At 63.5% G+C, this 12,014-nt stretch carries 14 protein-coding genes; 5 read left to right on the forward strand and 9 right to left on the reverse strand.

Going from position 1 to position 12,014, the window contains the following annotated elements; translation table 11 throughout:
- Positions 1-29 precede the first annotated feature (29 nt).
- Both BVH06_RS08285 and BVH06_RS08290 read left to right on the forward strand, forming a co-directional pair.
- Positions 30-875 carry a MoxR family ATPase gene (locus BVH06_RS08285; protein ID WP_075930681.1) on the forward strand — a complete coding sequence of 282 codons (846 nt, stop codon included), beginning with the start codon at positions 30-32 and terminating at the stop codon, positions 873-875.
- A 205-nt stretch (positions 876-1,080) separates the two neighbouring features.
- Positions 1,081-2,259: a VWA domain-containing protein gene (locus BVH06_RS08290; protein WP_075933749.1), complete on the forward strand. Its 1,179-nt coding sequence runs from the start codon at positions 1,081-1,083 to the stop codon at positions 2,257-2,259.
- A gap of 58 nt (positions 2,260-2,317) precedes the next feature.
- Here BVH06_RS08290 and BVH06_RS08295 read toward each other — a convergent pair whose 3' ends face one another.
- Genes BVH06_RS08295 through BVH06_RS08305 form a run of 3 tightly spaced genes read right to left on the reverse strand, consistent with a single transcriptional unit; the run spans position 2,318 to position 4,160 of the window.
- On the reverse strand, positions 2,318-2,851 hold the full coding sequence (locus BVH06_RS08295; protein WP_075933750.1) for a DUF2937 family protein: 534 nt from the start codon (positions 2,849-2,851) through the stop codon (positions 2,318-2,320).
- Between the two features lie 34 nt (positions 2,852-2,885).
- A complete protein-coding gene (locus BVH06_RS08300) occupies positions 2,886-3,662 on the reverse strand; it encodes a class II glutamine amidotransferase (protein WP_075930684.1) in 777 nt (258 codons plus the stop codon).
- Positions 3,663-3,686: 24 nt separating this feature from the next.
- The gene (locus BVH06_RS08305; RefSeq protein WP_075930685.1) at positions 3,687-4,160 is read right to left on the reverse strand and encodes an MFS transporter; all 474 of its coding nucleotides are present in this window, start codon (positions 4,158-4,160) and stop codon (positions 3,687-3,689) included.
- Positions 4,161-4,348: 188 nt separating this feature from the next.
- Between BVH06_RS08305 and BVH06_RS08310 the strand changes: the two genes are divergently transcribed.
- Positions 4,349-6,388, forward strand: coding sequence for a S9 family peptidase (locus BVH06_RS08310; RefSeq protein WP_075933751.1), 2,040 nt, complete (start codon positions 4,349-4,351; stop codon positions 6,386-6,388).
- A 29-nt stretch (positions 6,389-6,417) separates the two neighbouring features.
- On the opposite strand, the gene BVH06_RS08315 is transcribed toward BVH06_RS08310, so the two are convergent.
- A complete protein-coding gene (locus BVH06_RS08315; RefSeq protein ID WP_075933752.1) occupies positions 6,418-6,681 on the reverse strand; it encodes a hypothetical protein in 264 nt (87 codons plus the stop codon).
- A 120-nt stretch (positions 6,682-6,801) separates the two neighbouring features.
- Between BVH06_RS08315 and BVH06_RS08320 the strand changes: the two genes are divergently transcribed.
- Positions 6,802-7,170 carry a YajD family HNH nuclease gene (locus BVH06_RS08320; RefSeq protein WP_075930688.1) on the forward strand — a complete coding sequence of 123 codons (369 nt, stop codon included), beginning with the start codon at positions 6,802-6,804 and terminating at the stop codon, positions 7,168-7,170.
- 57 nt (positions 7,171-7,227) lie between these two features.
- Positions 7,228-7,695 carry an RNA methyltransferase gene (locus BVH06_RS08325; protein WP_075930689.1) on the forward strand — a complete coding sequence of 156 codons (468 nt, stop codon included), beginning with the start codon at positions 7,228-7,230 and terminating at the stop codon, positions 7,693-7,695.
- Positions 7,696-7,750: 55 nt separating this feature from the next.
- On the opposite strand, the gene BVH06_RS08330 is transcribed toward BVH06_RS08325, so the two are convergent.
- The 5 genes from BVH06_RS08330 to BVH06_RS08350 form a co-directional block, all read right to left on the reverse strand.
- Entirely contained in the window at positions 7,751-8,290 is a 540-nt protein-coding gene (locus tag BVH06_RS08330) for a hypothetical protein (RefSeq protein ID WP_075933753.1), read from the reverse strand.
- A gap of 215 nt (positions 8,291-8,505) precedes the next feature.
- The gene (locus tag BVH06_RS08335; RefSeq protein WP_075933754.1) at positions 8,506-9,138 is read right to left on the reverse strand and encodes a LysE family translocator; all 633 of its coding nucleotides are present in this window, start codon (positions 9,136-9,138) and stop codon (positions 8,506-8,508) included.
- 79 nt (positions 9,139-9,217) lie between these two features.
- Entirely contained in the window at positions 9,218-10,444 is a 1,227-nt protein-coding gene (locus BVH06_RS08340; protein ID WP_075933755.1) for a hypothetical protein, read from the reverse strand.
- A 105-nt stretch (positions 10,445-10,549) separates the two neighbouring features.
- Positions 10,550-10,999 (reverse strand): YcgN family cysteine cluster protein, encoded by a 450-nt coding sequence (locus BVH06_RS08345; protein WP_075933756.1) that lies wholly within the window; start codon positions 10,997-10,999, stop codon positions 10,550-10,552.
- Between the two features lie 83 nt (positions 11,000-11,082).
- Positions 11,083-12,012 carry a D-2-hydroxyacid dehydrogenase gene (locus tag BVH06_RS08350; protein ID WP_075933757.1) on the reverse strand — a complete coding sequence of 310 codons (930 nt, stop codon included), beginning with the start codon at positions 12,010-12,012 and terminating at the stop codon, positions 11,083-11,085.
- Between the last annotated feature and the right edge of the window lie 2 nt (positions 12,013-12,014).

Below are 12,014 nucleotides of genomic sequence, written 5' to 3' on the forward strand. Positions count from 1 at the left end.
CGCATCCGCCTGCCGCGTGAGGATTCCCGATGAAGTTCGAAGGCACCGAGCACTATGTCGCCACCGATGACCTCAAGCTCGCGGTCAATGCCGCCATCACCCTGCAGCGCCCGCTGTTGGTCAAGGGCGAACCGGGCACCGGCAAGACCCTGCTCGCCGAGCAACTGGCCGAATCCTTCGGCACGCGGCTGATCACCTGGCACATCAAGTCGACCACCAAGGCGCACCAGGGCCTCTACGAGTACGATGCGGTAAGCCGCCTGCGCGACTCGCAATTGAGCGCCGACAAGGTTCACGACGTTCGCAACTACATCAAGAAGGGCAAGCTCTGGGAGGCCTTCGAAGCCGAGGAGCGCGTGGTCCTGCTGATCGACGAGATCGACAAGGCCGACATCGAGTTTCCCAACGACCTGTTGCAGGAACTCGACAAGATGGAGTTCTACGTTTACGAGACCGACGAGACGATCAAGGCCAAGCACCGGCCGATCATCATCATCACCTCGAACAACGAAAAGGAGCTGCCGGATGCCTTCCTGCGCCGCTGTTTCTTCCACTACATCGCCTTTCCGGATCGCCAGACCCTGCAAAAGATCGTCGACGTGCACTACCCCGGCATCAGCAACAGCCTGGTGGCCGAAGCGCTGGACGTGTTCTTCGACGTGCGCAAGGTGCCGGGCTTGAAGAAGAAGCCCTCGACCAGCGAGCTGGTCGACTGGCTCAAGCTGCTGATGGCCGACAATATCGGCGAAGCGGTGCTGCGCGAGCGCGACCCGACCAAGGCCATTCCACCGCTGGCCGGTGCCCTGGTGAAGAACGAGCAGGATGTGCAGTTGCTCGAGCGCCTCGCCTTCATGGCCCGCCGCACTTCTCGGTAAAAAACCGGGCTGCTGCGCGTCGGCCATGCTACGTTGGAATCAGGTTCGCAATGCTCATGTACAAAAGTACACTCCGCTTGCTCACCTGATTCCGCCTTGCCTGGCTCTAGCTCGCGAGCCCTTGCACCGAGTGATCCAATAGCCGTTACCGGCAAATGGCGCTGACGCAATGCATCAGGGCTGATTAACAAACGAGGGTGCAGCCATGCTGCTCAACCTGTTCAACGAAATGCGCGCGGCCAAGGTGCCGGTGTCCCTGCGTGAGTTGCTCGACCTGATCGATGCGCTCGAGCACAAGGTCGTGTTCGCCGACATGGACGAGTTCTATTACCTGGCGCGCGCCATTCTGGTGAAGGACGAGCGCCATTTCGACAAGTTCGACCGGGCCTTCGCCGCCTATTTCGACGGTTTGCAAAACCTCGATCAGCACCTCGAAGCGCTGATTCCCGAAGAGTGGCTGCGCAAGGAATTCGAGCGTTCGCTGAGCGACGAGGAACGCGCGCAGATCCAGTCGCTTGGCGGCCTCGACAAGCTGATCGAGGCCTTCAAGAAACGCCTGGAAGAACAGAAGGAACGCCACGCCGGCGGCAACAAGTGGATCGGCACCGGCGGCACCAGCCCCTTCGGCTCGGGCGGCTACAACCCGGAAGGCATCCGCGTGGGTGATGCCGGCAAGCGCCAGGGCAAGGCGGTCAAGGTGTGGGATCAGCGCGAGTACAGAAACCTCGACGACTCGGTGGAGATCGGCACGCGCAACATCAAGGTCGCCCTACGCCGCCTGCGCAAGTTCGCCCGGCAGGGCGCCCAGGACGAGCTGGACCTGGACGGCACCATCGACCACACCGCCCGCGACGGCGGCCTGCTGAACATCCAGATGCGCCCGGAGCGCCGCAACACGGTCAAGCTGCTCCTGCTGTTCGATATCGGCGGCTCCATGGACGCCCATGTGAAGGTCTGCGAGGAGCTGTTCTCGGCCTGCCGTACCGAGTTCAAGCACATGGAGTATTTCTACTTTCACAACTGCGTGTACGAATCGGTGTGGAAGAACAACCTGCGGCGCAATGCCGAACGCGTTTCCACCCATGACCTGCTGCACAAGTACGGCGCCGACTACAAGGTGGTGTTCATCGGCGATGCGGCCATGGCGCCCTACGAGATCACCCAGCCGGGCGGCAGTGTCGAGCACTGGAACGAGGAAGCGGGTTACCTGTGGCTGCAGCGCTTCATGGAAACCTACAAGAAGCTCATCTGGATCAACCCCTACCCACGTGAAGCCTGGGACTACACCAGCTCGACGCGCATCATCCGCGATCTGATCAGCGACCAGATGTTCCCACTGACCCTGCAGGGCCTGGAAGACGGCATGCGCTTTCTGGCCAAGTAGCTACGCACCGGTAGCCTGGGTCGAGCGCAGCGACACCCGGGAGACGGGCAACCTGCTCTCAGCGCATGCGCGGTGTCTGCCGCTCGGGCAGGCTGCGGCGTTCGCGGCGCCGCAATGGCAAGGCCAGCAACAGCAGAATGCTTTCCACCATCCAGGCCAGGAACAGCGCGCAGGCGATACCCCAGGCGATGGCCTCTGGCGCCAGCAGCACCTGATAGCGATAAGCGGTGCGTGTTTCCGCCAGCAACTGTGCGTCGGCCGCGGTCGCCAGGTGCCAGACCTGTCGGTACCAGGCCCCCTGCATGGCCAACGATTCCTGCTCCAGCAGCGCCGAGCGCTCGACCAACAGAGCGACGCTGCGTGCATCGCTATGCATCACCGGGTCGCTGCTGTTGCGGTAATGGCCGACCAGCCGCTGCAGATCGCCATCGAAGAAGCGCCGAGCAGTGTCGCGAAAGCCGCTCAGGCTCTGCTCGGACTCCAGGCGATGGGCCTCGACGCGTTTGGCGTAATCATCGATGAAGCCCGGCACCTGAACGCCGAGCAACAGGCCGAGGGCGAACAACGCCAGACGCAGATAGCTTCTTATCATCCTTCACTCGCGGCCCCGCCACGCGGGACGTCAGTCAGTTGCTCAGGCCCTGGGCGATGCATTCGCCCCCGCGCCACAGGCGCCATTCGCCCGGCTGGTACAGCGACCACTGCTCGTTATCGGTCAGCGGCTCGGTGGCCAGCACCGAAACCACGTCGTCGGGCGTGGTTTCGGCATGAAAATCCACGCTCATGTCGGCGTCACGCAGGTGCGCAGGCCCGAAGGGTGCACGCCGGGTGATGTGCGCCAGCTTGGTGGAGCAGAAGCTGAACAACCAGTCGCCGTCGCTGAGCAGGCAGTTGAACACGCCATGCTGTCGATAGGCCGCGCAGGCCGCGACAAGTTCAGGCAACAGCACCTCGACCGGCACGGCTTCCGGGAAGGCGGTACGAATACGGTTGAGCAAGTCGCAGAAGGCCGACTCGCTGTCGGTGTCGCCCACTGCACGGTAGAAGCTCAGGGCCGGGCGGAAGTCGGCCAACTGGCCGTTATGGGCGAAGCACCAGTTGCGTCCCCACAGCTCGCGTACGAAAGGATGGGTGTTGGCCAGACACACGCGGCCGACGTTAGCCTGGCGGATATGGCCGATCACCACCTCGCTCTTGATCGGATAGCGCTGCACCAGTTGCGCCACCTCTGACTCGCTGCTCGCCCGTGGATCCTGGAACAGGCGCAGGCCACGCCCTTCATAGAAGCCGATACCCCAGCCATCGCGATGCGGCCCGGTACGCCCGCCCCGCTGCATCAGCCCGGTAAAGCTGAAGACGATATCGGTAGGGACGTTGGCGCTCATGCCGAGCAATTCACACATGGCCTGGTTCTCGGTTGATCGGGCTTACAGACGCGGTTCGACGCGCGTGCCGCGATTGCTGCGGGGCGCCGAATAAGTCGGCTCCTGTTCCTGTTGCAAGCGTTCGCGCAGGGTCAGGTCGCTGTCCTCGCTCTGCTGCTCTTCACGCGCCGCCTTGCGCGCCTTGGCGCGGCTCAGGAACGGCCAGCGAATGGCCACGAACACCAGATAGACGGCGAACGCGATCATCCCGTACATGGCCAGATCCGCCACCGCGCGCCAGGCATTACTGCCGACCTTGAACAGCAGGTCGAGAGCGACGATTGCCACGGCCGGGGCGAACAGCTCCTTGGCCGGGTCGACGATGGTCGGGCAGAACAGCAGGATCGCCACCAGTACCCGCAGCGGCTCACGCAGGTAGCGCCACATCCAGCGGGTAATCCTGAACCACACCAGCAGGCAGCCCAGCGCGGCTATCGCATAGGCGCCCCAGGCGAGGAAGTAGTCGTTCTCAATCATGCGGGCGGTGTTCCCTGGCTTGTCTGGGCTCGTGCGGACGAATGCGCATTTGCGCGCTTGCCGGACGACAAAGGCGCTTATGATAACGGCTTTTACCCGGTTAGGCGCCTTCGGGGCACTTCTAAACGAGCGCACACCAACGCTTTTCGAAGTCCACCCGCTGGCTGCCCCACGCTCTGGAGACGCCCATGACCACCGCCCCTATCGCCCGCAAGGCCCCTGGCGCCGACCCTTACCACTGGCTGGAAGCGCGTGACAGCGACGAGGTGCTCGAGCATCTGCGTGCCGAGAACGCCTACCTGGAAAGCCAGCTGGACGACCTGCCGCTGCGCGAGCAGCTGTTCCAGGAAATCAAGGCGCGCATCCGCGAGACCGACCTGTCGTTGCCCACACCCTGGGGCGACTACCTCTACTACCAGCGCACCACCGCCGGCGACGAGTATCCCCGCCACTATCGCTGCCCTCGCCCGACCGATGGCAGCCTGAACCTAGACGAGAACGCCGAGCAATTGTTGCTGGATCCCAATGAGATTGCTGCCGGTGGCTTTCTGTCCCTTGGTGCTTTCAGCATCAGCCCCGATCAGCAGCGCCTGGCCTACAGCCTGGACACCAGCGGCGACGAGATCTATCGGCTATTCGTGAAGGAGCTCGCCAGCGGCGCAGTCACCGAGCTGTCATTCGAAGACTGCGACGGCAGCATGACCTGGGCCAACGATAGCCAGACCCTGTTCTACGGCGAGCTGGACGACACGCACCGCCCCGCCACCCTGCATCGCTTTCGCCTCGGCGATGGGCGCAGCACCCAGGTTTTTCATGAAGCCGACGAGCGCTTCTTCCTCAGTTGTTATCGCAGCAGTTCCGAACGCCAGTTGGTGCTGCTGCTGGGCAGCAAGACCACCACGGAATCCTGGATACTGGACGCAAATACCCCCGACCAGGCCTTTCAGTGCCTGGCCCCGCGCGAGGAAGGCCACGAGTACTACGCCGACCACGGCAAACTGGACGGCCAGTGGGCCTGGCTGATTCGCAGCAACCAGAGCGGCATCAACTTCGCGCTGTACAGCGCGATGCCCGAGCAGCCCACGCGGCCCGATTGGCAGGAACTGGTGGCACACAACGAGCAGGTGATGCTCGAAGGCGTCAGCCTGGCAGAGTCGGCGCTGGTGCTCAGCCTACGCGAGGGCGGCTTGCCAGTGATCGACGTGCGCCCGCAAGGCATAGCCGGCTACCGCGTCAGCCTGCCGGATGCGGCTTACAGCCTGTACGTACAGGACAACCTGGAGTTCACCAGCCCGGTGATCCGCCTGCGCTACGAGGCGCTCAATCGCCCGGCCCAAGTCCGTGAGCTGAACCTGGCCAATGGCACCCAGCAGGTGCTAAAGGAAACCCCCGTGCTCGGCGACTTCGCTGCCGATGACTACCTCAGCCAGCGCCTGTGGGCGACCGCGCCGGATGGCACCCAGGTGCCGATCAGCCTGGTGGCGCGCCGTGATGCCCTGGGCCAGGCGGCGCCGCTTTATCTGTATGGCTATGGCGCTTACGGCGAAAGCCTCGACCCCTGGTTTTCCCACGCACGGCTGAGCCTGCTCGATCGCGGTGTGGTGTTCGCCATCGCCCATGTACGCGGTGGCGGCGAGCTGGGCGAGGCCTGGTACCGCGCGGGCAAACTCGCCCATAAGCAGAACAGCTTCAGCGACTTCATCGCCTGCGCCGAACACCTGATCGCCCAGGGCTTCACCAGCCCGTCGCAACTGGCCATCAGCGGCGGCAGCGCCGGCGGCCTGCTGATCGGCGCGACACTCAACCAACGACCGGAACTGTTCGCCGCGGCCATCGCCGAGGTGCCCTTCGTCGACGTGCTCAACACCATGCTCAACCCGGAGCTGCCGCTGACGGTGACCGAATACGACGAATGGGGCGACCCCAACCAACCGGAGGTGCACGCGCGGATCAAGGGCTATGCGCCTTACGAGAACGTGCAGGCGCAACGATATCCGGCGATCCTGGCGGTGGCCGGTTACAACGACAGTCGGGTGCAGTATTGGGAGGCCGCCAAGTGGGTGGCGCGGCTGCGTGAACTGAAGACCGATGACAACCTGCTGCTGCTCAAGACCGACCTGGGCGCTGGCCATGGCGGCATGAGCGGTCGTTACCAGGCGATCCGCGATGTGGCGCTGGAATATGCCTTCGTGTTCAAGGTGCTCGGCCTGCGCGCGGCAGGCCGCTAACCGGCTGCCGGCGCAGGCAACGCAGGGGATCAGTCCGGAATCTGCTCGCCCGGCTGCTCGGGCGTCAGCTCCTGCTGATGCTCGGAGGCATCGTCGGCCTCTTTGGTGGATTCATCGTTGTCACGCCCATCACGAATCACCGGCGGGGTGTCGGGGTCGACCTTGGACGGGTCCGGCACCTGCGGCGTCTGGACAGCGCCGGTGGGCTCGGTCGGCGCCGACTGTTGCTGCTGGGCGTGGGCGGTACCGGCCAGCGACAGCAGGCTGATCAGCACGAGTGAGGGTGTGCGCATGCTCTGTACTCCAAGAGGCAATGGGACGTGCTGCGTTGGGCAGCGCATGCCGACGGAAAGTGCAGACTGATTCCGCGGCCCTGCCTATATACTGCCTGGGTCCACCAGCAAGGAACGATCATGAGCAGCCCGTCCACGCCTACCTCCAAACTCGACCGCATCCTCGCCGAGGCCCAACGCAGCCGTGAAGAAGGCTACCGGGACAAGGCCCTGCGCATGTATCCGCACGTCTGTGGTCGCTGCGCTCGCGAATTTTCCGGCAAGCGCCTGAGCGAACTGACCGTGCACCATCGCGACCACAATCACGACAACAACCCCCAGGACGGTTCCAACTGGGAACTGCTGTGCCTGTTCTGTCACGACAACGAACACGCGCGCTACACCGATCAGCAGTATTTCAGCGAAGGCTCCACGGCCAGCCAGACCGGCCCCAAGACCACCCACAAGGCGTTCGCCAACCTGGCCGAGCTGCTGCAGAAAAAGTCCTGAGCAGCACACGGGGCCCACAGACCCTATAATGCCGGCCCTTTTCTCGAGGCCTAATCCGTGGGCAACAAACGATACAGCTGCATCGGTCTCTACAACCCCAAGTCGCCGGAGAACGTCGGCGCCGTGATGCGCGCCGCCGGCTGCTATGGCGTGGCCTCGGTGTTCTACACCGGTAAACGCTACGAGCGCGCCCGCGACTTCGTCACCGACACCAAGCGCGTGCACCTGGACATTCCGCTGATCGGTATCGACGACCTGCAGAAGGTCATCCCCCTGGGCTGCACACCGGTCGCCGTGGAACTGGTCGATGGCGCACGGCCCCTGCCCAGCTATACCCACCCGGATCGCGCCTTTTACATCTTCGGCCCCGAAGACGGCTCGCTCGACAAAAGCATCCGCGACTGGTGCGAGGAAGTGGTCTACATCCCCACCGAGGGCTGCATGAATCTGGCGGCCACGGTCAACGTCGTGCTCTATGACCGCCTCGCCAAAGGCAACAACACCCGCACCGGCGCCAAGTACTGAATCCCAGGCAAAATAAAGCCCGGACGATTCCGGGCTTCGTTTCGAGGCTGACCGATCAGGACATTTCGACCTTGCCACCGGTGCGGCTGTAACCATCTTCGGCAACCAGTTTGCCGCCAATGTGCTCGTAACCGCTCTCGGCGATCTTGCCGCCAGTGCGCTTGTAGCCATCTTCGGCAACCAACTTGCCACCGACGCGCTCGTAACCGCTCTCGGCGATCTTGCCGCCAGTGCGCTTGTAGCCATCTTCGGCAACCAACTTGCCACCGACGCGCTCGTAGCCGCTCTCGGCGATCTTGCCACCAGTGCGCTTGTAGCCATCTTCGGCAACCAACTTGCCACCGACGCGCTCGTAACCACTCTCGGCGATCTTACCGCCAGTACGCTTGTAGCCATCTTCGGCCACTAGCTTGCCGCCGGTACGCTCGAAGCCACTCTCGGCAATTTTGCCAGCGGTGCGCTTGTAACCGTCTTCAGCCACCTTCTGGGTGCTGATCGAATGCGAGGCAGTGGCTTCTACCGGGCCTTGCGGCAGAGCGAATGCGGCGCTGGCAAGGGTGGCGATGAACAGGCTGGCGATGAATTCAGTTTTCATGATGAGCTCCTTGGGAGGAAGTAAGTGGGTATGGAGCTCATGTTACTCAAGAAAATTTGATGAAAAACTCGATCCCGAGAATAGTAAAGATCGACTCCATTGATATCTCACCTAAAGCCAGCAACGACGGGCCCTGCAAACAAAAAGCCCGGTCCATTTCGATACCGAGCCGGGCGTTTTCAATTCGATAATAAATTATCTATAAAGTCGATAGATCAAGCCTTTCGCTCACTAAACGCGAGGCCGACGCCCATTGCCATGATCACGCTGCCCGACAGGCTCTGCTGCCAGCGCCGCCATTTCGGGTTGTGGCCAAGCCGACCACCGAAGTGCCCGCTCAGCACCGCTACCCCGGCGTTTATCAGGGTACCGCAGAGGCTGAAGACCAGCCCCAGCAGCAGCACTTCCCAGACGAAAGCCTCGGAAGCCGGGTGCGCGAACTGTGGGAGAAAGGCAATGAAGAACAACGCCACCTTGGGGTTGAACACATTGACCAGCACGCCTTGCACGAACACCTGGCGCAGCCCCGCCGGCTGCAGGCTCACCTGCTCCTGCGCGCGCCAGCCGGAACGGATCAGCTGCAGACCGAGCCAGATCAGATAGACAACGCCCACCCACTTGACCACGCTGAACGCCACCGCCGACATCATCAGCAGGGCGGACAAGCCGAACGCCGCGGCCAGCACATGAACCAGGCAACCTGCACCGATCCCGAGGCTGGATACCAGGCCCGCCGTGGTGCCCTGGGCGCTGGAGCGCGACGCGATATAGATCATGTCGGGGCCTGGCGTCAGGTTGAGCGCCAGGGTGGCGGTGAAAAACAGGGCGAAGTGTTCGATACCAAACATGCAGGGTACTCGCGGTGAATTTCCGCGAGCTTAGGAGCGCGACGCCCCCTGCGCAAGCGCCGCGCAGGGGCCTGCGGGGTCAGCGCAGCAGGCGTGTATCGAGCACTTTGGAGCTGCGGCCCATGACGTTCTCGGTGATCTCGATGAAATCCTTGGTGCTGGCCTTGTCCATGCGCATCAGGCCACGGGCCACGTCGTCCAGAGAGCGCTGCTGGCCGTCCTTGGTGGCCTGGCGAATCTCGCGATCGAGTTCCTGCAGCAACAACACCGCACGGGCGGTGACCGGCCCGGTGGAGTTCTCGGTACGCAGCGACTTGACCGGCTTGCTCCACTTGATCAAATGCTCGCGAACCTTCTGGTAGCGGTCTTCGCTCAGGCCACCGGCGCGACGCATCACCTCGATGGCGTAGTACTCGGCGATGCCTTCGCTGATCCAGTCGCTCTTGTCGGTGTCACTGATGCGGCTGAACACATGCACCAGTTCGTGCACCAGGGAGCTTGTACCGTTCTCGCTGACCAACGGGCGGTCGGCATGCATGAAATAGGAATTGGGCGCCGACAGGCCACCGCGCCACATCGGGTCACCGGCGCCAACCACCAGCAGCTTGGCGGGATCGCGCGGGAACACCGCCTGCATTTCCGGCCAGACGAAGGTCAGCAGGGTCAGCGCATCCATCCGGCGCATGCCCTCGCCCACCGGTGCGGCGACAGTCACCTGGGTTTCGCCGAGTTTGGCGCGGCGGGTGCCGATCTTGCCAGCCAGGATCCAGCCAGTGGGCCGGTCGAACTTGCGCTGCGGGTTGTCGATGCGAAACTTGTTCTTGCCGACCCGCGGCCAGCCGGTCTCGACGCTGCGCCAGCCCTTTGGCAGGTCGAACTCCAGGCGCGCGACCAGATCAAGGCCGTCGACCTGATTGAGTACCGCGCTGGGAATCAAATCGTCACCACGCAGCAGTGCCCAGTCCTCGGTCATGCGTGCATCGAAGCGGCCTTCCCCGCGCGGGTGATCGATACGCACCTTGTAGCTCAGCGTGCTCTTGCCCTTGCCGGGCACCCACAGGCCGCGGTTATCGCCCTCGGGTTTCCACTCGCCATCGGCCTTGAAGTCGCTGTAATAACCCTCGTCGCCGAGGTTGAAATTCAGCCCGCGCACACGCTCACCCTTTTCCAGGGTGATGCTCACTTCTGCCTCGTCGCTCTGCGGCAGGAATTTGACCTTGTAATCCAGATCGACCTTCTCGGCGGCCCACAAGGGTGTGCCGGTACTCAACAGAACAACGGACAGCAGCAGGCAGCGAATCGACATATGGAGGACTCCAGAACGGACAAGCGATACGTCACAAGACTATGCGTAACGGCGTCATCAAACACCAGCGCGCTTAAACGAGCCTTAACGGCTCATCACAGACACTCAGCCGGCGCGAAAGATCAGGTGATCTTCCCAATCATCCTCGGCCACGGCGTTTTCACTGAGCATGCGCCCGGCCTGGGAAATGCGCTCGCGGTGCACGGCGTCGGGGTCGCCGCATACCAGGTGATGCCAGGACGGCAGATCCTTGCCCTCGCTGACCAGCCGGTAACCGCAGGTTGGCGGCAGCCACTGGAACTGATCGGCCTGGGACGGAGTGAGCTGGATGCAGTCGGGCACGAAGGCCTTGCGGTTCGGGTAGTCGCTGCAGCGGCAGGTCTGCAGATCGAGCAGCTTGCAGGCGATGCGCGTGTAATACACCGCGCCGTCGTCTTCGTCCTCCAGCTTCTGCAGGCAGCACAGGCCGCAGCCATCGCACAGCGACTCCCACTCCTGATGGTCGAGCTGATCGAGGGTCTTGTGTTGCCAGAAAGGATACGCAGATGCGGCCATGGTCGAGCTTGCAGGGAGGATACGAAAAGGCCGGCAGTCTAGGTCTGCCGACCGCACAGTACAAGCCGCGCGCGATGGCGCGCTCAATAGCCGCGAGCGAAATCCACCAGACCGTGCAACTCGGCGCCGGCCTGATAACGCTGCAGATTGGCCAGGAACAGCTCGACCAGCAGGCGCGGCAAGGTCGGCGCTGCGCTGTGCCCGGTCAGCGTGAGGTTGCGCGCATTCCAGAACGAATGGCCGGCCGGCAACGGTTCTTCGCGGCAGACATCGATCACCGCCGCGGCCAGTTGGCCAGCAGCCAGCGCGGCGACCAGATCCTCATCGACCACTGACGTGCCACGCCCAGCGTTGATCAGCACCGCCGTGGGCTTGAAGCGAGCCAACAAGGCGGCGTCATAGATATCGCGGGTCGCGGGCGTATTGGGTAGCAGGTTGACGACGTAATCGGCCTGGGCCACCAGCCGCGGCAATTCCTCGAGCGCAGCCACTTCGCTGAACGGCACCAGGGTTCGCGGGCTGCTGGCCACGCCACTCAGCTCGACGTTGAACGGCTGCAGGAAGCGGGCGACCGCCGCGCCGATCTCACCGGTGCCGACGATCAGCACCCGGCGCCCCGCCAGGCTGCCCGGCAGGCGGCCATCCCAGCATTGCTCGCGCTGCGCCTGCTGGCGAGCGACCAGCTCGCGCTCATGGGCGAGCATATGGCACAGCACGTACTCGGCCATGATCTGCCCGAACACGCCGACCGCTCGAGTCAGCCGATAATCGCGGGGCAGGTCGTCCGCCAGCAGCGGTGTAATGCCCGCCCAGGTCGACTGTAGCCAGGCCGGCTTGTGGCCGGCGCGCAGCACGCTGGCGAACAGGTCGGGCTCGCCCAGCCAGACCGGGCAACGGGCGGCCTGCTCGGCTAGCGCCGCGTCCTCGCCCACGACGAGTTCGAGCTGTGGCGCGGCCTGCTGCAGCAACCGCTGGTACTCGGCGTGATCCTGCTCGGCGATCAGTACGCGCATGG

This window comes from Pseudomonas sp. PA27(2017), from assembly GCF_001945445.1.
In the GTDB taxonomy this organism is placed as follows: Bacteria; Pseudomonadota; Gammaproteobacteria; order Pseudomonadales; family Pseudomonadaceae; genus Aquipseudomonas.